A 22,928-nucleotide genomic window follows, 5' to 3' on the forward strand; every position below is an offset into this window, starting at 1 on the left:
ATCAGTTACCTCCCGTGATTACGATGAATAAAATGTAACGCCCATTTATTTGGCCAATAAAAAATCAAGAATAGCACGACATTTAGAATGATTGTTGGCGCTAAAGCATTGCTAATAAACTGACCCACACCAGCTTGTGTCATGCCAAAAAAGTGAGCCAAAAAATAAAGAATTGCTTGACCAACCAAAACACTAATAATATCGGCGCCTAATTCATAAACCATGCTGGGCAGGAAATAATTCATTAAGGCCTTGGTGATCAAATAAGTTAGTGGCACAATCAGCGTATATTGACCCAGCAAACCCGTATAAAACAAATCATAAGCTAAGCCCGCAATCAACGCATACCAAAACAGCATTTTCGATTCAGGAAATGCAAAGGTACACATAACAACGCTCAGTAGAATTAACTGTGGTGCCATTTGTAAATTATTGTCATAAAACAAATTTGAAAAAACTAAACTTAAACTGCCGTCCAAAAAGAAATTCACTGCAATGACTAATGGTAGCAGCCAGCGATGTTGATATTGTCGTGGTTGTGCTTTCATTTAATCATCCCCAATTGCCCGATTGATTACCGTAACGACGGAGAAATTATTCAAATTGGTGGCTGGTTTTAAGTAAATCGTATTTGCTAAACCGTAGTTATCCTTCTTGACCTTGACAACAGTACCGATTAACAATCCCCGTGGGGTCAAACCGCCGAGACCAGAAGTAATCACTTTTTGACCTTTTTTCACTTTATCAGCCGTTACTAAATGACTCATCTTCAGTGTCGCCGTGGTGGTATCAAAGCCAGTAATTAAGCCACTAACCGGCGTGCCACCATCAATGCTAATTTCAGCGGCAAAACGATTACTGGAATTATTATCGCTAGAAACCAATTCGACTTTGGCATTGGTCTTATCGACTTCAATTACTCGACCAATCAAGCCTGAGCCTGACATCACGGGCATTTCTTTCTTAATACCTGAAGCCGAACCACGATTGATCACCAAATAATTCTGCCAATTCACTGGTGAGCGACTCATCACTGCGGCGGTAATTTTTGAATAATCAGTTAAGGTTTCATTTAGGTTTAATTGTTTTTTTAAATCACGATTTTCGTTTTTTAAGGTTTGATTCTGAACTTTGGTTTCCGCCAAATCTTGCACTTCAGCTTTTAAAGCCTTGTTCTCATCGTAAGTATTAAATAGGTCACTAATATTACCTGAGAAATTACGGACGGCATTCACTGGGGCAGTAATAACTCGGCCAACGATGCCTAACGTATCGTTACCAAAGCGCTGTACGAAAACTGGCGCCTTGCGATTATTACGTAGCCCAATCGAAACCGAAATCATCCCGAAAACCGCAATCAAAGTGACCATCACAATGATCAGTTTTTTATTAGAAAAGAACTTATTCATTAAATCCTCCATAAATCAAAAAAGCGGGACAGGCCCGCCATTCGGATTTTAGTGTTTCCGTTTCATAACTTCAATGCTCTTCAGTGATTCGCCAGTACCAATTGCCACACAATCAAGCGGGTCTTGGGCGATGAAAACTGGTACCTTAGTAGCGTCAGAAATCACTTCTGGTAAGTTCTTCAATAAAGCACCACCACCGGTAAGAACGATGCCATGATCGATCACATCGGCAGCAATTTCTGGTGACGTTTCTTCAAGGGTCTCTTTGATGGCGGCAATAATAGCTTCAATCACTTCTTGAATCGCCGTGGCCACATCAGTCGCTGAAACTTCAATTGTTTTTGGCAAGCCAGAAATCAAATCACGGCCACGAATGGTCATGTTTTCTAATTCGCCAGCTTTTTCAACTGAAGCCGAACCGATTTGAATCTTAATTTCTTCCGCAGTCCGTTCACCAATCAATAAATTGAAATGTTGACGCACATAAGAAATAACCGATTCATCAATCTTGTCACCAGCCATCCGGATCGACCGTGAAGACACGATCCCACCTAATGAGATAGTGGCAACATCAGTGGTGCCACCACCAATATCAACTACCATACTCCCAGTTGGATCCATGACTGGCAAACCAGCACCAATTGCCGCGGCAAATGGTTCTTCGATCACATAAGCTTCGCGTGCACCAGCAACCCGAGTTGCATCGATCACGGCCCGCTTTTCAACTTCTGTCACACCACTTGGGACACAAACCATTACGTATGGTTTGCCACCACCGACTGTTTTTTCAATAAAATATTTCATCATGGCTGCAGTTGTATCATAATCCGCAATCACGCCATCTTTCATTGGTCGAATCGCTACAATGTTAGCAGGAGTTCGGCCGATCATATCGCGTGCTTCGGAACCAACGGCGATAATTTCGCCGGTTTTTGTGTTTTTAGCAACGACTGAAGGCTCGTCTAAAACAATGCCTTTTCCTTCAATATAAACTAATGTATTGGCTGTTCCTAAATCTATACCAATATTCTTCGCACCGAATCCTAGCAATGTTTTCTTCTCCTTAAAAAACCAAAATTATACTAAAAGAAATTATACCATAATGGCAAAATGTTAAAAAGGTTTCACTAGGAAAACTTAAACAATACCATGAATAGTCTAGTTTTATTTTAACAGGATTAATGGCGAATGAAAAATAAAAACATTTTCTGGCGGCGATGTTAATTTAGCTCTATTTTGAAGGCCCAACGAACAATTAACCCGCATGCTGGCCCAAATAATTTAGCCATGCCCCGAACTTTGCTGTGGTCGATCAAGCAATTCAGGTGCTGAAATCAGGTTAACAGGTTGCCTGATATTAAGATATAGACCAGCCTACTTTTTGGCCAATTTACCGCGACTTAGATGAGTTTTGCTTCGCGCAAGGACAAATATTCGCTTTGCCCAATGATTAGATGGTCCAAACATTGAATGCCCATTAACTCACCACATTTGATCAGCCGCTGGGAGAACTCTAAGTCATTGCGTGACGGCGTGACTTGCCCACTAGGATGATTATGGACCACAATTAACCGCGCTGCCGACAGTAAAACAGCGTAGTGATAAATTTCTCGCGGATGAGCAACGGAACTATTTAGACTGCCAGTAAAAATCAACCGTTCCTGAATGATTTGATTTTTGGTATCTAAATAAATGGCCCGCAGCTCTTCTTGAACCGTGCCCTGCATGCGCTCAACTAATTGTTGGCCGATCATTCCTGATGAAATCACCACACCTTGACGTAATTGTGACTGTCGCAAAGAACGGCGGCCTAATTCAAAGGCGGCTTGTAATTCCACTGCCTTAGTTTGACCTACACCAGGAAATTCCTGCAGTTGCGTCAAATTTGCTTGGGCTAAAAAGGCTAAATTATCATAGCGTTGCAACAATGAAGCTGCTAGTTCGGCCACTGAATACTTGACCGTACCGGTTCGCAAGATAATCTGTAATAATTCCTGATCTGTGGCCACTTGCACCCCTTGCTGACCGACTAATTCACGGGGTAATAACTTTTTCGGTGTTGCTTTTTCAGTTGGTAAAATAACCACTTGATTTTCCATAAAAAAATCACCTCTCCGTCTTTAAATACGAAAAGATGATCATTTTCAATTAATCTTCAGGTGCAATCAAGAACTGCCGAACTTCACTGATCAAATAAAATGAACCAGCAAACAGATAGAGACCTTCACCGCCATCATTTTGCAGAAATTCCTGTAAAGCGGCTTGCCAAGAAGCGTGATAGCTGAATGGTTGACCAATTTGTTCGGCTAACTCGGCTTGGCTCGCAGCGCGCGGATTATTGGCAACCGTGGTCCAAGTCACTTGCCAATTCGTTTTGGCTAGCAATTTCGCCACGGCATTGATGTCTTTGTCAGCCATCATCCCCAAAATCAAATGAACTGGTTGACCACGAAAGTTCCGTTGAATATTCGCGATTAAATTAGTCATCGCTGGCACATTATGAGCACCATCCAACATCAATAATGGTTCTTGACTCAAAACCTCCAATCGACCTGGAACCGTAAAGTTAGCCAGGACTTGCTTGACCAAGGCCGGGTCCAGTTGACTCTGCCGGTTGCGTAAGAATTGGGCCGCAGCTCCTAACGCTAAGCTCGCATCCCACAATTGCCAATCACCCCAAACTGGTAGCTTTAAGCCAGTGAGTTTGATTGCTGGTGTCGCCGTTGACCATTGCCAGTTAAAATGAGCTTGGCCCTGATGGCGTTGTAATTGGGTAATTTGTAAATCTTGATCTAATTGGACTAAGTGAGCCTGATTCTGCTGGACTTTTTGTTTGATAATTGGTTGCAGCTCAGTGTCAATTTTACCTAGAAAAACAGTTTGGCCGGGTTTAATAATGCCCGCCTTTTCTTGGGCAATGTCAGCAAGCGTGGGCCCAATTAATTCTTGGTGATCCAGACCAATCGAAGTAATCACGCCGATTTCGGCCTTGATGACATTGGTGCGATCATGGGCACCACCAATACCAACTTCGATCACCCCAACATCAATCTTCTGTTCAGCAAAATAACAAAACATCAGTACTGTTACAAACTCGAACTCAGTTAAGGTAAGCCGTGCTTCAGCCAAGGTGGCACTAATTTGCTGAGTCCACTTTAACAAGTCAGCATCAGGAATTTGTTGATGATCAATTTGAATCCGTTCATTAAATCTTAAAATAAACGGTGACGTGAAGAGGCCAACTCGATAACCATGGACTTCGAGTAATCGACTGATTAAATGACTAGCGGTTCCCTTACCATTAGTCCCAGTAACATGAATTGTCGGAAACTTATTTTGCGGATTATCGAATAAGGCTAACGCTTGGTGCATCGTATCTAATTTATTACTACGATGAAGTCGCGGCCGTTGATGAATATAAGCAATTGCTTCTGCTGCTGTTTTAATCATCAGCCCACCTTACTTTCTATGCCTGATTTGCTTTTAATTCAGCAATCCGTGCTTGGACTGCTTGTTGTTGACTAACGTAATCAGCTCGTTTCGTCCGTTGTTCATCAACAACCGCTGCTGGTGCTTTGGCAACAAAGCCCTGATTGCTTAATTTATGATCAATGCGACTAATTTCTTGGGCCAAGCGTGCATCTTCTTTGGTCAAGCGTTTGATTTCTTGATCAAGATCAATTAACTCAGCCAATGGTACAAAGATTTCGGCGTCAGTAATTACATTAGACATTGCCAATTTAGGTGCGGCCACATTTGGTCCAATTAACAAGGTTGTTGGGTTCAAGAATCGTTCTAAGAAGCCTAAGTTGCCTTGCAATGTTTCTTCAAGCGCCGTTGTCTTGGTCTTAATCATAATTTCAATTTGCTTCGACATTGGGGCATTGGCCTCAGTCCGAATATTACGAACGCCACGAATGACTTCGATCAACGCATTCATCTGTTCAACAGCAGCCAGATCAGTTAAATCACTATTAAATTCTGGATACTTAGCAACTGTTAATGATTCGCCATGATGTGGCATTGATAACCAAATCTTTTCGGTAACAAATGGCATGATTGGGTGCATTAAGCGCAGGATTTGGTCTAATACATAAAGCAAGTTTTGCCGTTTCAATTCTTGGGCATGTTGATCATCACCATTTAAAACAGCCTTGCTCATTTCAATATACCAATCACAGAAATCATTCCAAATGAAGTTATACAGTAAACGACCTGATTCACCAAATTCAAATTGATCATTTAAGCGAGTCACATCAGCAATGGTTTCGTTCAGACGACTGAAAATCCAACGATCAGATAAATCAAATTCATCGCGATGACGAATTTGATCACTTGCCTTAACGTCACCAAGATTCATGATGACAAAACGACTAGCATTCCAAATCTTATTAATGAAGTTCCAAGCTGAATCCATTTTGGTGTAACTAAACCGTGTATCTTGTCCTGGCGTTGAGCCCGTTGACAAGAACCAACGCAAAGCATCAGCACCATATTTCTTGATGACATCCATTGGATCAATGCCGTTACCCAATGACTTACTCATCTTACGACCTTGTTCGTCGCGAATCAGACCGTGGATCAAGGCATTTTCAAATGGCCGCTTGCCGGTAAACTTCAAGCTTTGGAAAATCATCCGGGCAACCCAGAAAGGAATAATATCATAGCCAGTCACTAAAGTGTTGGTTGGGAAATAGCGCTTGTAATCAGCGCTATCTGTATCTGGCCAACCCATTGTTGAAAATGGCCATAAAGCGCTAGAGAACCAAGTATCCAAAACGTCGGTTTCTTGATGCCAATTTTCAATATCTTTTGGTGCTTCCATGCCAACATAAATCTCACCAGTATCATTGCGATACCAAGCAGGAATTTGGTGACCCCACCATAATTGTCGAGAAATAACCCAGTCATGAATATTTTCCATCCAATTAACAAAGGTGGTTTCAAACCGCTCTGGCACAAAATTAACTTTATCAGCAGAACGTTGATTCTTAAGGGCTAACTCAGCTAATGGCTTCATCTTAACAAACCACTGCGTTGATAAACGTGGTTCTACTTGAACACCTGAACGTTCAGAATGGCCAACACTATGGGTCATTTTCTCAACATTCAACAAGTAGCCGGCGGCCTTCAAATCAGCCACAATTGCTTTTCGAGCCACAAAACGATCCATGCCATCATATTTAGCACCGGCATTAGCGTTCATGGTTCCATCATCATTCATAATATTGATGCGTTTCAAGTCATGGCGATTACCAACGGCAAAGTCATTAGGGTCATGTGCTGGCGTAATTTTAACTGCACCAGTCCCGAATTCCTCGTCAACGTAGAAATCCTCGATAATTGGAATTTCCCGATCACTTAATGGTAACTTGACCATCTTGCCAACTAATTTGGCATAGCGGGGATCTCCTGGGTGAACCGCAATGGCAGTATCACCAGGCAATGTTTCTGGCCGCGTCGTCGCAACTTCAATATCACCGGAACCATCAGCCAATGGGTAACGAACATGGTAGAAAGCTCCCTCATCGTCTTGATGAAGCACTTCGATATCTGAGAGCGCCGTTTGTAATTGCGGATCCCAGTTAATAATATATTCGCCACGATAAATTAAGCCTTCATTGTAAAGCTTCACAAAGACCGTCCGAACTGCTTTAGATAAGCCTTCATCTAAGGTGAAACGTTCACGACTATAATCCAAAGACAAGCCTAGTTTTGCCCACTGTGCCTTAATTGTCGCCGCATATTCATCTTTCCAGTCCCAAACTTGCTGGACAAACTTCTCACGCCCTAATTGATGACGATCAAGGCCTTGTTCCCGCAATTTAGCTTCGACTTTCGCTTGGGTAGCAATCCCAGCATGGTCCATTCCGGGCAACCATAAAACGTCGTAACCTTGCATCCGTTTTTGCCGAATGATCATGTCTTGTAGGGTAGTATCCCAAGCATGACCTAAATGCAATTTACCAGTTACATTTGGTGGCGGAATCACGATTGAATAAGGTTTTGCTTTTTTATTACCACTAGGTTTGAAAACATCTTCGTCGAGCCATGTTTGATAACGACCGGCTTCAACGGCCTGTGGATCGTATTTCGGTGCCATTTCTGTTGCCATGTTGATCACTCCTTCAATAAATACGCCAAACTATGAATATTTTTTTAAATCAATAAAAAAATCGCCCTATTCAAAAATAGGACGATTAATCGCGGTACCACCTAACTTGAGCATCACTGCTCCGCTTAAATGACAGTAACGATGTCGGTCGGCGCAAACTACTTGATTCACCTGCGCAACTCCCAAGCTACCGCTGACAAACATTCGGAAAATTTCTCACTAAGCATTTTCTCACTGACGAATGTTGATGCCACCGCTCTTGTTCATAGTCTTTAGTTAACATGTCGTTAGCAAAATTCTAGCTTAAAAAACGGTCAGCGTCAACCGCTGGCTCAAAATTAATCATATTAAGGCGTTTTTAAGGCAATTTTATCCTCCGACAGCAATAACAGATTCAACACTTCCGAAGTTAAGTCCAAATAGCGCATATGCACTTCTTTCGGCAAAACAATTGGTTCCGGTGCAAAACTCAAAATTGAGCGGACACCATTACTGACTAACAAATCAGCAACTGCTTGCAACGAATGACTAGGCACTGTCGAAATCACCGTGTTAATTTTCTGGACAGCCAGCGTGGCCGCCAATTCATTCATGGGCTGAACAGTTACCTCATCAATAGTTTGGCCAATAATTGCTGGATCAGCATCAAAGGCACAAACAATCGAAATATTCGGATTGCGCCGGAAATTATTCTTTAACAAGGCCCGCCCCAAATTACCGACACCGACCAAGCCTAGTAGCTGTGGCTCATCAACTTCTAATATTTCGCCTAAAATTCGCAGCAAGTGAGCAATATCGTAGCCGTAACCACTGCGGCCCAGTTCACCAAAACAAGAAAAGTCGCGGCGAATGGTTGACGGGTCGATCTGAGTTGCCTGGCCTAACTCATGAGATTTTATTCGGCGCTGGCCGTTATCAGCCAAATTGCAGAGCACTCGATAATAAATGGGTAATCGTTCCAAGGTCTTTCGCGGAATTCGCGCAGTTTTTTGAATTGTCATCCGTTTCGCTCCAATTGTTAAATGACGCACATTATTTACCTTATAGCATAGCAAATTTTGTGTCTCTGTGCAAGCGCTAACAAATCGCAAATGGAAATTATTTTTGAAGTTGCGCAATTAGGGCGATGAAACAGAATTGGTTTTGACTGCATTCCGGGCTTGCTGGTTGTGGAACGCGGCCGGCATCGATTGATGCCAATTACAAACCAAATTGTCATCAATACGAGCCTTTGTCTAATTGCTAAAGCAATAAGACAAATTTGGCGGCTGACAACCACGCCCTCCATTCCGTCTGGAGTTGAGGTAGTTCACTTCAGCTTGGTTAGAACTTGAGCCGATTCTAGTAAGACTAGTCAACTACATTCAAATTGTTATCACAACTAAATAAAAGTCCCAAAAAAGCCTGTCAGACAGTTTCTGGTTTTTTATCCAGGAATCTTGTCAAACAGGCCTATTAGTTTACTTCAATCTGCTTTTCTAAACAGTGGTGCTGAATTCTGTTAGTTTCATCTGGTGGTTGCTGGGCGATTGGCGTCAGCTGTGAAATTTGTCTTGCTGCTTTAGCAGCTAGTCAAAGCCTCGTATTTGAGATTGTTGCGTTAGCAATAAGCTCAAATCGACGGCCACAGCGTTCCACGCCCTCTAAATCGCCCAGCAACCACCACTCTAATGAAGGAAGGCTTGGCACTATTCTACCCATTTAGCACATGAAGTAATAATGGTGCACCAAATTGTTTAGCAATTAGCTTTAAAGAACACTTTGAATGGTGCTCTCATCTGTATTCAAGAAATCGTCAGTACTATGAACTTCGGTAATCTTGATGCCAGCCAAAGCCCGAGCCATTAATACATCGCCATCAAGTTGACTTTCATAAAAACGCGCTTTGTCTAAACGTGGCTTAGTTTTTGGACGTGGTGGGGCGAAAATTGTACAGCAGTCTTCAAATGGCAAAATTGATAAATCAAAAGTATCAATATTTTCAGCAATTTTAATGATTTCGTTCTTGTCCATTGTGGCTACGGGACGAATCACCGGCAAAGCGGTGACATCATTGATGGCTACCATACTTTCCAAGGTTTGTGAGGCTACTTGACCAACTGACTCGCCGTTAAAGATGGCTAATGCTTGGCGTTTTTCAGCCAATGCGGTGGCCAAGCGCAGCATAAAGCGCCGTTGAACGGTCATTAAATAACCTTCTGGCACCCGCCGTTTCACTTCTTCTTGAATCTCGGTGAATGGTACTTCAATGAACTTAATCGTGCCCACATATGGTGCTAATTTAGCCGTTAAAGCCTTAGCCTTAGCCAAAGCGCGGTCAGAAGTGTATGGCGGACTGAAGAAATGGACCATTTCAATTTCCACGCCCCGCTTCATGGCCAAGTAACCAGCAACTGGGGAATCAATCCCACCAGACAACATTAACATAGCTTTTCCCGCGGTCCCGACTGGCAAACCACCGGCCCCCAGAATTGTTTCTGATGATAAGTAAATACCATCTTGACGAACTTCCACACGTAAAGTGGCGTCAGGAAACTTCATTTTGGCTTTCAAATTTGGAAAATGATCTAAAATCAAATCACCAAGTAATAAGTTCAACTGGTTGGTATCCAATTCAAAATTATGATCAGAGCGCCGCGTATTGACCTTAAAAGTTTTAATTTTTGGTGCTAATTCGGCCATCATTGCCACGGCGGTTTCCTTCAAAGTATCAATATCCTTACGAATACAAATACTTGGTGAGAAATTTTGAATGCCGAAAACTTGGCGTAATTTGGCCATGACTTGATCAGAATTCGTGCCATTTAAAGCGATATGCATCCGATCACGTTTAGGATAAATGTGTAGGTCAGGAAATTCCCGTAAAGCTTTGGTGACATTGCCATTTAAACGGCCAATAAATTCGCGGCGATTTTTGCCCTTAGTTGACAGTTCACCGTAACGAACTGTAATTTCTGTATATTGCATAATAACTCCTTTTTCAGCGCGTGGTTAATCAACGCGGCCATTCATATGTTGAAAACGTTGGTAGACTTTCGGAAAAACAGTTAAAAATTGATCGACTTCAGCCATCGTGTTCTGATCATCAAGACTAATGCGGACGGCGCTAGTCGCCAACTTTTCAGGCACTTGCATGGCTTTCAAAGTACCAGATTCATCACCAGTTCGCGACGAGCAAGCACTTGTCGTCGATAGATAAATATCATGTTCCTCTAAAGCATGGACCATGGTTTCACCACGCACGCCTGATAAAGCAAAGCAAAGAATATGTGGTGCGGCTGGCCCCTCAGTTGGTGAGAAAATCGTAATGTCCGGCATGGCTTGCAATGCGGTTAATAACTTTTGCCGCATTGCCATTTGTTGAGCCGCTTTTTGCGCTTCATCAGTTAAAACTAATCGAAAAGCCTTGCTCATTGCGGCAATTGCTGGCACATTTTCAGTACCACTACGCCAATTACGTTCTTGACCACCACCAGTAATTAATGGTGCCAATTTGCGGCCCTTCTTAATGTAAACAAAACCGACGCCACGGGGGCCATGAAATTTATGCCCAGAAAAAGTGGCAAAATCGACCCGATCTGGCAAAACCTGATCAAAAAGATTTTTACCAACGGTTTGCACCGCGTCCACGTGGAAATGAATGGTCGGCCGATCCTTCAAAACTTCAGCAATTTCCCGAATTGGTTGCACCGTGCCAATCTCATTATTGACGCCCATAACTGACACTAATACGGTGTCTTTGCGCAAAGCTTTTTTAACATCTTCAGCATGCACATAGCCATGCGCATCGACAGGTAAGTAAGTCACGTCCCAGCCTAACTTTTCCAACTGTTTCGCAGAATTCAAAACCGCTGGATGTTCAATACTTGAGACGATAATATGACGGCCAAATTCTTGCTTGGCCATGGCTGTCCCCTTAAGCACCCAATTGTCACCTTCAGTACCGCCACTGGTGAAGAAGATTTCTTCAGCTTGACAATGCATTAAATCGGCAATTTGTTGGCGGGCTGACTGTAACATTTGTAAAGCTTGATCACCTAAATGATGCAAGCTAGAAGGATTACCCCAAAATTGATTGGCGACAGTTTGATAAGTCTGTAAAACCTGAGGATCAATTTTAGTGGTGGCGCTATTATCAAAATAAATCAAACTCAAAACTCCCTTAAATCAAGTCGCTGCACAACGCAGCTCTCTTTAAACTCAAAAAGATTAACAGCTTACTTATTGTAACCTATTAACAGCAATTTTCCTAGCAGCTAAAACTGTCTGTTTCTATAATGAACGTCCAGCCAATTCTTGGCAATATTTATTTACAAATATTCCAGATTGTTTGCGAAAATAAAAATAAGTTCAGCTGCGACACCACTTAAAGTGATTTTCACAGTGAACTTATTTGTTTAACTGGCCGAACTTTATTGCTGGTCAGCAGCGTGATAATAAGAATCCTCAATCCGCTTAAAAGAACCAGGCTCGATTTGTTCCAAGGCCGTGGCGATCGTATCCAAGGCCGTGGGATAATCGAAAGCCTTCGTATATAATTCCTTGGCTTCATCGGCAGCGGCGGCAATTTCCGCATTGGCATAAGTATAACGATTAGCATATTGCAAAGCCTGCTCAGTTAAGACCGCTGCATCCCGCAAATCCTTGGATTTCTGGCTCAAGTTGTTTAAATCTTCTTGGGTCACGATCAACTGTTTGGTAATATCTTCAATGTTGATTTGAACTTGATTTAAGTTTTGCTCCAACTTCACGATTTCATCTTTAACCATGTTGAAGTAGTCGAGATAATCCTTTGGTAACCCTGGTAAACGCAGCCGTTCAACATCGCGTTGAATTTCTTTGAGATCCAAGACAAATTGTTGGACACCTTGTTTAGCCACCTTCTCGCCTTCAAACAAGTTTGCCACATCATTGCTGATTTTGTATTGACGTTGTTCGGTGGTCGTCAAGTTTTCGTTAATCTTATTGAATAAACTTACCGCCTCAGTGGCAATCACCGTCTGGTCTGCAACAGCTTGAACTTGCACATCATATTGCCGCTGCATGTCAGCAATATTCCGCTGCATTTCTTGAGCATCATCAAGTTCGTGGTGAGTCAAAACATAGCTTTGATTCAAATGATCCAGGGCTTCAATTAACTTCTGCGTCTGGACAGTGGCATGATTTAAGAATTCAAAAGTGGTTTTTTGGAGCGCCGGTAATTGTTTGCGCGCATCCATTTCATCTTGCAAACGTTGATAAAGCTCATCAATTGATTGACCTAAACTTTGATTATTTTGTTCCACAAAGTCAATTTCTAAGTGGCCTAAACGTTCATCAATAATTTGAATTTTATTCTTCAGTAAAATAACACTTTGACCAATATCCGGATCGGTAAAATGGTAATGTTGATCTAACATTTGCCGATGAACCTTGTCGATTTCTAATAGTTGGTCAGGAAACTCAGTGACTAATTCTTGATAACGTGGGGGAATCCGCTTCGTTAAATCAGTCAACGCGGCCATTTTTTCTTTAATATTCGCTAAGGTCTTCTTGGCTTCCAGATGATCGCCTTTGCTAGTCAACTTCTTAGCCTGGTCAAATTCATCATCTAAAGCGGCCAAGCGATTTTCAAGCTCATCTACTGCTGGCCCAAAGGTGAAGGATTTCGTCAAAATCAACTTACGCATTTGCTGATATTGATGGAGTAAAGACTTCGACTCGGCCTGATTATGCTCATTAGTGGCACGCAAGCTCTCCAACGCTGCCGTAATTTGTTCAGCATCTTTCGTGGCACCAACCAACTGCTCCTCAGCCTCATGAACCAACCGATTAGCCACCAACAATGAGAATTTTTGATTGGCCGCTTCAGCATCATACATGGTTTGATATAAAGTGGCGAAAGTATCATTTAATAAGTGGTAATACTCTTGTCGCCGTTTTTCTAAAATTTCCTGACTACCACCAGCTAAGTTCATGGCGTCCAATTGATCAATGGTTTTATAAATAGGTTGATTCGTCAGTTTCTCAAATGACGCGTTCAGCTGAACCAAGCGCTTCTCATTGCGTCCACGCTTGATTGCGGCTAGCAAGACCAGCACTAAGATTAAAATAATAATTCCTAAGACGATAAAAATCCAACTTTGCACGATAGTTACACCCCTACCAACGAATCGGCTTGCATCCGTTTTTCAAATTCGCTACAATCTTATTAAATTATAGCAGATTTAAACGCCAGTCCAACCGGCAAGCTTGAGAAAAATCTAATTATTTAAAGATTATTTAAAAATTACCGATAATTGCCAACATTATCTGTCGCTTATCTTAAAGGAGTCTTCAACATGTCATTATTAGTTGCTCAATATCAAAGTTTGTTCGCCGATCCTGAATATCAATCAGCCAGTGAAGTCGCAATTCTAGCAAATACCAGTGCTTTTCTCAATGAAATGTTATCTGATATCAATTGGGTTGGTTTTTATTTATGGCAACCTGAGCGCCAACAACTAGAAGTCGGCCCCTTCCAAGGCAAAATTGCTTGTTCAACAATCGCCAGCGGTACTGGTGTTTGTGGCACCGCCTTTCATCATCAAAAGGTTCAGATTGTGCCCGATGTGCATCAATTTGCTGGTCACATTGCTTGTGACAGTGCCACAAATTCGGAAATTGTCGTTCCACTTACCAGCGAAAATGGGCAAAAATTAGGTGTACTGGATATTGATTCGCCAATTAAGAATCGCTTCCAGGATGATGATGCCACTGAATTAGTTGCGCTTGGCCAGGCATTAGTTAAGTTACTCGCTGATTAAATCAGACATATTAAAAGCCGAAAAGAGATTAAAACCAGGCTGGTTCTGACTACATTGCGGGCTTGCTGGTTGTGGAACGCGGCCGGCGTCGATTTGAGCTTATTGCTACGCAACAATCTCAAATATGAGCCTTTGTCTAACCGCTAAAGCGGCAAGACAAATTTGGCGGCTGACAACCACGCCCTCCATTCCGTCTGGAGTTGAGGTGGCACACTTAATCTTTTGTAGCAATTAAGGCGATGTTCGCGAGATTTATCAACTCAATTCATTCAGTAATAATAGTTAAGTAGCACAAAAAATCGGTGTGGACAATTCCTATTTTTCAATAGATTTTTCAATAGAGATTGTCACACCGATTTTCTACTACCACAATCTGGTTCGGCCAAATAGTGGTGATCATTTTTGTTAGTTTAATCTAGGCAGGGGCCCAGTGATTGGCGTCAGCCGTGAAATTTGTCTTGCTGCTTTAGCAGCTAGTCAAAGCCTCGTTTGGAGACAATTCGGTTTTTGAATTGGCTTCAATCGACGGCCACAGCGTTCCACGCCCTTAAAATCGCTGGGCCCCTGCCGTTACTTACTAGGAGCAACTTCAGCAACTAAAGTAGCAAAATAGCTTTGACATTGACTAGTTGAATCATTATAATATACGAAGTGTGTAAAATATGCAGCACAAGGCGGCAAGCTCGTCAACATTTACCAACGTTTTTAACAGTTCAATTGCGTAACCCGCAGCTGCACGTGGTGAAGATTGCAATGGTAAATGCACGAATGTTAAACCTTGATCGTATATTTTACTCCAAAAAAATATTTGGAGGATTTTTTATGTCTCGTTATACTGGTCCAAAATGGAAAGTTTCACGTCGTTTAGGTATCTCATTATCTGGTACAGGTAAGGAATTAGCTCGTCGCCCTTATGCTCCTGGCGAACATGGTCCTAACAACCGCCGTAAATTATCAGAATACGGTACACAAATGCGTGAAAAGCAAAAATTACGTATGATGTACGGTTTGAACGAACGCCAATTCCGTAACTTATTCGTTCGTGCGGGTAAGATTAAAGAAGGTAAGCACGGTGTTAACTTCATGATCTTATTGGAACGTCGTTTAGATAACTTGGTTTATCGTTTAGGCTTAGCTACTACTCGGGCACAAGCTCGTCAATTAGTTGCTCATGGCCACATCACTGTTGATGGCAAACGTGTTGATATTCCTTCATACGAAGTTGAAGTTGGTCAAGAAATTTCATTACGTGAACGTTCACGTAACTTAGTTATTGTTAAGAGTGCATTGGAAAATGCTGTTAGCCGCCCTGCTTTTGTAAGCTTCGACGACAACACTTTAACAGGTAGCTTAGTTCGTTTACCAGAACGTGAAGAACTTGAACCAGAAATCGACGAATCATTAGTCGTTGAATTCTACAACCAAAAACTATAATTTTTGGCTTACAGCTCTGGTCCCTACTTGGGATTGGGGCTGTTTTTTTATTGTCTAATTTTCCTGACGAATATTATAGTATACTTATGCTTTAAGGGGAGTAGTCAATGAAACTAATGAAAAAACTATGTTAAAAGTACAAATTATCATGCTGATTACTTTTTGTAGTATACTGCTGACCTCTTGTGGGTCACCAAAATCAGTAACCACTACTTCGGATGCTGGTAGTAAAGTTAGCGGCAATCATCAATAAGCATCAGCACTCAAATATACCAAAATCAAAAATTACACCTCAAATGGTTTGATTTCAATTCCTACCAAAGCCCAGAATTAGCTCAGAAATTTCAAGACTTCAAATTTTTAGATGAACCCTCAGGTAGAGAGACAATTAATTAGAAAGCTGGTTTTTTATGACAAAATTTACCCTTGCTCAACAAAAAGATTTACCGCGGATTGTTGACATTTACAATCAGGCGATTCCTGGTCGGCTGGCCACGGCCGACCTTGAACCAGTTTCGATTGCGTCAAAGCAAGCTTGGTTTGACGCCTACACCCCAGACAAACGCCCACTCTGGCTCATTCAAGATGACCAGGAGCAAACCATTGGTTGGGTGGGTCTGGAAAGTTTTTATGGGCGCCCGGCCTATCAGCACACCGCTGAAATTAGCATTTACTTAGACTCGGCCGTCGCTCACCATGGTTATGGTCGTCAAGCATTAAGTTTTGTGGAAACCCAATTAACTGGACTTAAATTGGATACTTTAGTCGCCTTTATCTTTCACCACAACATCCCTAGCCAGCACTTGTTTCTACATCATGGTTTTCAACAGTGGGCCCATTTGCCAGAAGTTGCTTTAATGGACGGTCAGTTGCGAGACTTGGATATTTTAGGTAAACAATATCCTAAGATAACAGCGTAGCAACCAGTAACCAGTTGTGACCAAAACTGACTGATCCATTATGCTGCTAAAGCTTTTCAAGCCTTTGTTCTAAATATTGGGTAATTTTATGGCGCAGTTCATCATCACGTTCTGGATTATACTGATACTTCTCATCAGACCAATGATCAGCACTATACAACCAGACTGGTTTTCGCAAACGTTCAGGCGCCTCAGTTTCATAGCGTGGGAAAACATGGGCGTGCAGAAAGTTATCAGTATTACCTAAAATATCGTAATTAATTCGCTGCGCCTTTGTGACTGCCAATAAGGCATCTCCCAACAAACTCATGTCGGTTAAAAAGGCGGCTCTTTCAGCTAAGGACAAATCGTTTAACGAAGCCACGTTTCGTTTCGGTAAAAGCACAGAATAGCCAGGTAAGAATTGAATGTCACCAAAGGTCGCAAATCCACCTGACATTACCGCCATCACCATTGGATTGGTCCCCTTAATTGCCGAGCTAATTCGATCTTCATACCATTCACTCCTTGATTCTATCTCCTTTTTTTAAAATTAAATTGAGTTACCGAATTCCATTACCACTGCCGGTCGTATTCCACATCCAGCAAGCCGCAATGAAGTCAGAACTTATTCTGTTCTTAACTGACAACTCAGTTACTTTCAAAAAATAGGGTATCATAGCCAATTTATAGCTGCACGATGCACTATTTATATACCACTAAATTATCTAGTTAGCCACAACTTCAAGTAAATCGCGATACAGCGGTACCAACGCCTTGATTTGTTGTTTAATGGCTTGATCAACCAATTGTGGGTCGGCGAACAATTCATCATAATCCATGATCCAACGACCGAAAGTTAGCTCTGCCTTTTTAACTTTTTGATAACGTTGAATACCCTTCGTTAAATTAGCTTGATTATATGGCAAAGCTTTCTTATCTGTGTGATCGAAATTAATCTGGCTGATTGGCAACTGACTTAATTCGCCAACGTGCGCTGACAGCCAAGCCGCCACTGCTGGCCGTTCTTCCAAGTCAGCCAATAAACTTAAGGTGATAAATAAGCGGTCAGGCCACAAGCCCACCTCAAAATGCGGCAACATTTTATAGCCCCGTTGATAAGTACTAATCGCCAGCCAAGTATCAACTGGCGGATTTTTATGCCGTCGTAAATGCTTGGCAATATGTAAATAGAGTGGTTGCGTTAATTCTGGTTGAATTTGCGTGATCAACTGTTGCCCCAGAATTTCAAAATCCGGATCGACTTCTTGTTGGATCCTCCCTAAACGTTCAGGTAACGTTGGCGCTTCGAAAACAGCAAAACTTTGACGACTTAACATTTAATAAACTCCCTCTTTCGTATCAATTACTAGCATCGTAGCGTGCGACTCAGCCTAACATTTTTAAACATGTTATACTGAAAGTACGCATTATTTCGTTTTTTCGCTTAATCATACCATAAAAAATTTAGTCGAGGTGGCTAATCATGACTCAAGAAACAGATGTAAATAATCGGCTGAACAATGCCATGTATGGAACACCCCAAACTTTACCTGATCAGCGACGTCAATTTCTCGGTTCGTTGCGCGAACGGGTCTTATTGGAATTGGATATTCAAGATTTAAATAATCCGCGGGCGTTTGATTTGTTCCACCAACATCTCAATGAATACCGAGATCCGCAACAGAGCGCGCTGATCAATGGTAAAGTTGATCACGACTTAATTGGCTCGTTCTTAAAAGAGTTGGCCCAACAGAATTTTCCGTTTACTTTAGTTAACAAGCCAGAAACACCGGATGAACCAACTAGCACGGCGATTTTAATTGTTAACGAAGCGGCAGTTAATCATGAAACAGTTAATTTATTGCAACTGCACCCATTAACGACTAGCGCAACGACTGAAAAAAAGAAGCAGCCTGAGAAGAAGGGCTTTTTCCATCATTTACTGTAAGCAATTCATATTTAAAGGAGTTTTATTTTAATGGCGCAACATCCCCTTGCTTGGCGTATGCGACCCCGCACTCTTGAAGAAGTCGTCGGTCAGCAACATTTAGTGGCCCCTGGGAAAATTATTAATCGCATGGTCGTCAGCAAACAATTAAGTTCGATGATTCTCTATGGCCCCCCTGGCACTGGCAAGACAAGTATCGCCAGCGCCATTGCCGGTAGTACCAAATACGCATTTCGCAAATTAAATGCGGCAACTGATACTAAGAAAGATCTCCAAGCCGTCGCTGCTGAAGGCAAAATGAGCGGCACGGTTATTTTGTTGTTGGATGAAATTCATCGGCTGGATAAAGCAAAACAAGATTTTCTGTTGCCCGAATTAGAAAGTGGTCGCATTGTTTTAATTGGCGCCACCACGGAAAACCCTTACTTAACCATTAATCCCGCCATTCGCAGTCGAACGCAGATTTTTGAAGTTTATCCCCTGACACCGGCCGATATTAAGATAGCGTTGCAACGGGCGCTGGCTGACCGCGAACGCGGCTTAGGTGAACTGCCCATCAAAATTGCAGACCAAACTTTGGACTTTGTTGCCGAACGAACCAATGGCGATTTACGTTCGGCATTAAACGGTTTGGAATTAGCCGCTAAGTCAACGCCACCTGATAGTAAAACTGGTGTCATCAACTTAACCTTACAAGATTTAGAAGACTCGATTCAAAAGAAAAGTTTCTCCCATGATAAAGATGGCGACGCCCATTACGACGTGATCTCCGCGTTACAAAAATCAATTCGTGGCAGTGACACTGACGCCGCCCTGCACTATTTAGCCCGTTTAATTACTGCTGGCGACTTGCCCATCATTATTCGGCGCTTAATGGTAATTGCTTATGAAGATATTGGCTTAGCAAATCCTGCTGCGGCCGCCCGCACAATCACTGCCTGCCAAGCTGCCGAACGTTTAGGCTTTCCTGAAGCTCGGATTCCTCTGGCCGACGCTGTGATCGAACTCTGCGTCTCACCAAAATCTAATTCGGCAATCATGGCAGTTGATGCCGCCCTATCCGACATTAGCGAAGGTCACGCTGGCCGAATTCCTGCCCACCTCCAAGATGCCCACTATAAAGGTGCTGCTAAGCTAGGCCACGGTGTTGGTTATCAATATCCGCACGACGCGCCGAATGACTGGTTGGCCCAACAATATTTACCAGATACTTTAGTAGGTAAGCAATATTATCACCCTAAAGATAATGGCAAAATTGAAACGGCCTTGGGTCAGCAATATTATCGTTTACGCCAAGCCCAACAAACCGGCTTACGTAAAAACAATGGTAAAAAGGACTAGCATGTCTTTCAAACGTCAAAGCCATTAAAAACCAGGGAGTGTGATGAAACAGAATTGGTTCTGACGCCATTGCGGGCTTGCTGGTTGTGGAACGCGGCCGGCATCGATTGAAGCCAATTAAAGACCAAAGTTCAAAAGAGTCAAAACCCTGTGAAGATGAATAAACAAAATTGCGTCTGACTCTGTTCCGGGCTGCTTGACGTGGAACGCGGCCGACACTGATTGAAGCCTTTTTTCAAAAGTCTTCAATACAGGTCTTATCGTAAGTGCTAAAGCACTAACGATAATTTGGCGGCTGACGCCAAGATCCCTCCACGCCGTCTGGAGTTAATTTGGTGCACTTCAACTTGGTTAGAACTTAAGACACTTTTAGCGGAATTGAGCACCTAAATTCAAATTACTATTGTAACTAAATAGTAGTATCGAAATAGGCCTGCTTGACAATTTTCTGGTTTAATTCCAGAAAGTTTGTCAAACAGGCCTGTTAGTTTACTTCACTCTGTTTTTCTAATAGTGTGCTGAGTTCTGCTAGTTTTATCAGATGGTTGCTAGGCGATTATCACCTAGTTTCACTTGAATTGTCTTGATATCTATCAAATCTAAAGTGGGTAAGTTTAGTTCAAAACGTAGTGGAGGCCGCCGGGTTGTCAGCCGCCAAGTTCTTCTTGATGGCGGTAGCCATTTAGAAGAAGACCTGTATTTGAGCCTTTCTGCGAAAGTCTCAAATCAGCGTCGGCAGCGTTCCACAACCCGCCGGCCGCAACGGAGTTGTCCGCTATTTTGCCCAAAACCAATTCAACTTCAAATCGACGGCCACAGCGTTCCATGCCCTCTAAATCGCCCGGCAACCGCCACCCTAATTGGGGAAGACTTACCACTATACTTACACCAACAAATTTCTCGACTTAGCACTACTAGCCAGATACGCAAATTTGGCCAAACGCGGCCACTATAGGTAAGCAAGCGCTTGCTCGTTGCATTTTTTCTAAAATCATGGTACTCTTAGTTATGGAAGTTCTAAGGTGTTCGATTGATTCATTAATTATGTTGACCGATCAAGTAATATGACATTAAACGGCAGATACCTGTTATGCATGTCGATCATTCGCTGATTAACTACGCTGACAGTGATGTCGTGATCCTGCTTTAATTATTAGCGGGTTCAACAAAGTGAATCACGCTCCGGCACCACTAGATATTCCCAAAGTTATTAAGACTTTGTAGGACCAGCTTGTCTGGTCCTTTTTTGTGGCCTAAATTAGGTTAACCTTCTTTTAGCAGACGTTTTTAATGGCAGTTACTTAAATTATTTCATTGTTTAACGAATTTTTTTGCATTTCCCGGCATTTCAAGGTAATGTATTACTTATTAATATTGACTAAATTTTCTTGTTAAGGAGTTTGCCATGCAAACGTTAATTAGCGTCGCCATGATCATTTTTATTATTTTATTACTGGTTTTAGCAATTTATTTATTAACTCATCTCTCCAAGGACTTTTTAGTTTTCAAACCAGAAAGTTCTCCGCGTATTCGCCAAATGATGTTAGTTACCAGTGTGCTGCTGTTTATTGTTGCTATTGGTGGCTTGTTGATTCTTTGGCTCGCCCCAGCCCAGGCAAATTTAATTACGCTGGTTGCTGGTAGTATCGTTGCCGCCGGTTTTGCCATTATTTTAACCAATGGTAATGACTAATTAATTCTTTTTTCACCTTAGATGCTGTAAAATGAAGTTGTATATGAGAGGAGCGTTGCAGATGTTACAACAATATCACCGAATTCAAGTTGCAATTGATGGTTCATCTGAATCAGAATTAGCTTTCAAGAAGGCCGTTGCCGTTAGCAAGCGGAATAATGCTGAGCTGCTCTTAGTTCACGTTATTGACACGCGTGCTTTCCAAAACGTCTCCAGTTTCGATTCGGCCATGGTCGAAGAAGTTTCAGAAACTTCGAAGAAAACAATGGAAGAATATGTTAAAACAGCTCAAGAAAATGGTCTTGAAAAAGTCAGCTATTTCATCGAATATGGCTCGCCTAAGACAATCTTAGGTCGAGAATTTCCTAATCGTGAACATGTTGATTTGATCATGATTGGTGCCACTGGCCTGAACGCCGTCGAACGCCTATTACTCGGGTCTGTTACTGAATTTGTCACTCGCAATGCGGCTTGCGATGTCCTAGTTGTCCGGACTGATCTCGATAACAAACCAGCTTTAAAAGCTGAAAAATAGTTTTCAAATCTAAAAAAGCTCGCCTAATTTATCACAAATTAGGCGAGCTTTTATTTGTCTACGAAAATAAATCAAATCATTTAGTCGTAATCCTAAATTAACGGCCAGTAAAACCAAATTTGCGAGCTACAAATAAGTCAAGACTTGGTCAAACTTTTCAATTTTGGCATCAGCGGCACTTTGATCAGTGGCCACTAAAGGATTAGTCACCGCAAAAGCCAGTGTGTAAATACCGGCTGCTTTAGCGCTAGCAATCCCCATTTGCGAATCCTCAATTGCCAGCGCCTCTTTGGCAGTGACCCCTAATTGGTTTAAGGATGTTAAATAAATACTGGGATCTGGTTTACTTTTGGCAAAATCCTGACCACTTAGAACCACGGAAAATACGTCCGTTAACTGTGTTTTGGTCAGCATTTCTTGAATAAACTGGCGATCACTAGACGATGCCAAGGCCAATTGATAGCCCTGCTGTTGCAACTCTTGCAAAATTTCGCGCGCCCCTGGTTGCAAGGCCGCGGTGAAATTCAATGGGTGACTTGCTTTATAAGCACGGTAAGACTGCAACAAGGCCGCGTATTCCGGCGCTGTTTTTCCCGGGAGCAACAGTGGCAGCACAACTTTCATATTGCCACCAACCACTTGTTGCAATTGACTTTTAGCCACAGTAATCGCTACTGAAGCGAAAAAGTCTAACCGCCGTTGTAAATAATAAGGTTCGCTGTCAATCAGCACCCCGTCCATATCAAAAATAACTGCTTTAATCACG

At 42.2% G+C, this 22,928-nt stretch carries 22 protein-coding genes and 1 other annotated feature; of the genes, 7 read left to right on the top strand and 15 right to left on the bottom strand.

What is annotated here, in order from left to right; translation table 11 throughout:
- Window positions 1-5: 5 nt before the first annotated feature.
- The 11 genes from mreD to EKM82_RS01675 form a co-directional block, all read right to left on the bottom strand.
- Window positions 6-548: a rod shape-determining protein MreD gene (gene mreD / locus EKM82_RS01630; protein ID WP_125766587.1), complete on the bottom strand. Its 543-nt coding sequence runs from the start codon at window positions 546-548 to the stop codon at window positions 6-8.
- Window positions 549-1,409: a rod shape-determining protein MreC gene (mreC, locus tag EKM82_RS01635; protein WP_125766588.1), complete on the bottom strand. Its 861-nt coding sequence runs from the start codon at window positions 1,407-1,409 to the stop codon at window positions 549-551. It abuts the gene before it with no gap.
- A gap of 48 nt (window positions 1,410-1,457) precedes the next feature.
- The gene (locus EKM82_RS01640; protein WP_125766589.1) at window positions 1,458-2,459 is read right to left on the bottom strand and encodes a rod shape-determining protein; all 1,002 of its coding nucleotides are present in this window, start codon (window positions 2,457-2,459) and stop codon (window positions 1,458-1,460) included.
- 350 nt (window positions 2,460-2,809) lie between these two features.
- Entirely contained in the window at window positions 2,810-3,508 is a 699-nt protein-coding gene (gene radC, locus EKM82_RS01645) for a RadC family protein (protein WP_125766590.1), read from the bottom strand.
- A gap of 49 nt (window positions 3,509-3,557) precedes the next feature.
- On the bottom strand, window positions 3,558-4,859 hold the full coding sequence (locus EKM82_RS01650) for a bifunctional folylpolyglutamate synthase/dihydrofolate synthase (protein ID WP_125766591.1): 1,302 nt from the start codon (window positions 4,857-4,859) through the stop codon (window positions 3,558-3,560).
- 16 nt (window positions 4,860-4,875) lie between these two features.
- Window positions 4,876-7,524 carry a valine--tRNA ligase gene (locus EKM82_RS01655; RefSeq protein ID WP_125766592.1) on the bottom strand — a complete coding sequence of 883 codons (2,649 nt, stop codon included), beginning with the start codon at window positions 7,522-7,524 and terminating at the stop codon, window positions 4,876-4,878.
- A gap of 74 nt (window positions 7,525-7,598) precedes the next feature.
- Window positions 7,599-7,800, bottom strand: a binding site (T-box leader).
- 71 nt (window positions 7,801-7,871) lie between these two features.
- Complete coding sequence (locus tag EKM82_RS01660; RefSeq protein ID WP_125766593.1) at window positions 7,872-8,525, bottom strand: redox-sensing transcriptional repressor Rex; 654 nt, start codon at window positions 8,523-8,525, stop codon at window positions 7,872-7,874.
- Window positions 8,526-8,560: 35 nt separating this feature from the next.
- Window positions 8,561-8,812, bottom strand: a complete 252-nt coding sequence (locus EKM82_RS11220; protein ID WP_164508047.1) for a hypothetical protein — start codon at window positions 8,810-8,812, stop codon at window positions 8,561-8,563.
- Window positions 8,813-9,273: 461 nt separating this feature from the next.
- Window positions 9,274-10,491 carry a tRNA uracil 4-sulfurtransferase ThiI gene (gene thiI / locus EKM82_RS01665; protein ID WP_125766594.1) on the bottom strand — a complete coding sequence of 406 codons (1,218 nt, stop codon included), beginning with the start codon at window positions 10,489-10,491 and terminating at the stop codon, window positions 9,274-9,276.
- Between the two features lie 24 nt (window positions 10,492-10,515).
- Window positions 10,516-11,673 (bottom strand): cysteine desulfurase family protein, encoded by a 1,158-nt coding sequence (locus tag EKM82_RS01670; protein WP_125766595.1) that lies wholly within the window; start codon window positions 11,671-11,673, stop codon window positions 10,516-10,518.
- Between the two features lie 263 nt (window positions 11,674-11,936).
- Window positions 11,937-13,652 (bottom strand): septation ring formation regulator EzrA, encoded by a 1,716-nt coding sequence (locus EKM82_RS01675; protein WP_164508048.1) that lies wholly within the window; start codon window positions 13,650-13,652, stop codon window positions 11,937-11,939.
- A 192-nt stretch (window positions 13,653-13,844) separates the two neighbouring features.
- Between EKM82_RS01675 and EKM82_RS01680 the strand changes: the two genes are divergently transcribed.
- The 3 genes from EKM82_RS01680 to EKM82_RS01690 all read left to right on the top strand — a co-directional run bounded on the left by EKM82_RS01680 (window position 13,845) and on the right by EKM82_RS01690 (window position 16,663).
- Window positions 13,845-14,309 carry a GAF domain-containing protein gene (locus EKM82_RS01680; protein WP_125766597.1) on the top strand — a complete coding sequence of 155 codons (465 nt, stop codon included), beginning with the start codon at window positions 13,845-13,847 and terminating at the stop codon, window positions 14,307-14,309.
- Between the two features lie 822 nt (window positions 14,310-15,131).
- The gene (gene rpsD / locus EKM82_RS01685; RefSeq protein ID WP_125650333.1) at window positions 15,132-15,743 is read left to right on the top strand and encodes a 30S ribosomal protein S4; all 612 of its coding nucleotides are present in this window, start codon (window positions 15,132-15,134) and stop codon (window positions 15,741-15,743) included.
- A 410-nt stretch (window positions 15,744-16,153) separates the two neighbouring features.
- Window positions 16,154-16,663: a GNAT family N-acetyltransferase gene (locus EKM82_RS01690; RefSeq protein WP_125766598.1), complete on the top strand. Its 510-nt coding sequence runs from the start codon at window positions 16,154-16,156 to the stop codon at window positions 16,661-16,663.
- A gap of 46 nt (window positions 16,664-16,709) precedes the next feature.
- On the opposite strand, the gene EKM82_RS01695 is transcribed toward EKM82_RS01690, so the two are convergent.
- Both EKM82_RS01695 and EKM82_RS01700 read right to left on the bottom strand, forming a co-directional pair.
- Window positions 16,710-17,117, bottom strand: a complete 408-nt coding sequence (locus tag EKM82_RS01695) for an HIT family protein (RefSeq protein ID WP_125766599.1) — start codon at window positions 17,115-17,117, stop codon at window positions 16,710-16,712.
- A gap of 253 nt (window positions 17,118-17,370) precedes the next feature.
- The gene (locus tag EKM82_RS01700) at window positions 17,371-17,982 is read right to left on the bottom strand and encodes a DUF1054 family protein (protein ID WP_125766600.1); all 612 of its coding nucleotides are present in this window, start codon (window positions 17,980-17,982) and stop codon (window positions 17,371-17,373) included.
- 146 nt (window positions 17,983-18,128) lie between these two features.
- Between EKM82_RS01700 and EKM82_RS01705 the strand changes: the two genes are divergently transcribed.
- On the top strand, window positions 18,129-18,593 hold the full coding sequence (locus EKM82_RS01705; RefSeq protein ID WP_125766601.1) for a YueI family protein: 465 nt from the start codon (window positions 18,129-18,131) through the stop codon (window positions 18,591-18,593).
- Window positions 18,594-18,623: 30 nt separating this feature from the next.
- On the top strand, window positions 18,624-19,934 hold the full coding sequence (locus EKM82_RS01710) for a replication-associated recombination protein A (protein ID WP_125766602.1): 1,311 nt from the start codon (window positions 18,624-18,626) through the stop codon (window positions 19,932-19,934).
- Between the two features lie 647 nt (window positions 19,935-20,581).
- Here the strand turns inward: EKM82_RS01710 and EKM82_RS01715 are convergent.
- Window positions 20,582-20,782, bottom strand: a complete 201-nt coding sequence (locus EKM82_RS01715; protein WP_125766603.1) for a hypothetical protein — start codon at window positions 20,780-20,782, stop codon at window positions 20,582-20,584.
- A 557-nt stretch (window positions 20,783-21,339) separates the two neighbouring features.
- Between EKM82_RS01715 and EKM82_RS01720 the strand changes: the two genes are divergently transcribed.
- Both EKM82_RS01720 and EKM82_RS01725 read left to right on the top strand, forming a co-directional pair.
- Entirely contained in the window at window positions 21,340-21,627 is a 288-nt protein-coding gene (locus tag EKM82_RS01720) for a hypothetical protein (RefSeq protein WP_125766604.1), read from the top strand.
- Between the two features lie 61 nt (window positions 21,628-21,688).
- Window positions 21,689-22,162, top strand: a complete 474-nt coding sequence (locus EKM82_RS01725) for a universal stress protein (protein ID WP_125766605.1) — start codon at window positions 21,689-21,691, stop codon at window positions 22,160-22,162.
- Between the two features lie 126 nt (window positions 22,163-22,288).
- On the opposite strand, the gene EKM82_RS01730 is transcribed toward EKM82_RS01725, so the two are convergent.
- Window positions 22,289-22,927, bottom strand: a complete 639-nt coding sequence (locus EKM82_RS01730) for an HAD family hydrolase (protein ID WP_125766606.1) — start codon at window positions 22,925-22,927, stop codon at window positions 22,289-22,291.
- Window position 22,928 lies beyond the last annotated feature (1 nt).

It is taken from the genome of Lapidilactobacillus wuchangensis (genome assembly GCF_003946645.1).
Taxonomy (GTDB): domain Bacteria; phylum Bacillota; class Bacilli; order Lactobacillales; family Lactobacillaceae; genus Lapidilactobacillus; species Lapidilactobacillus wuchangensis.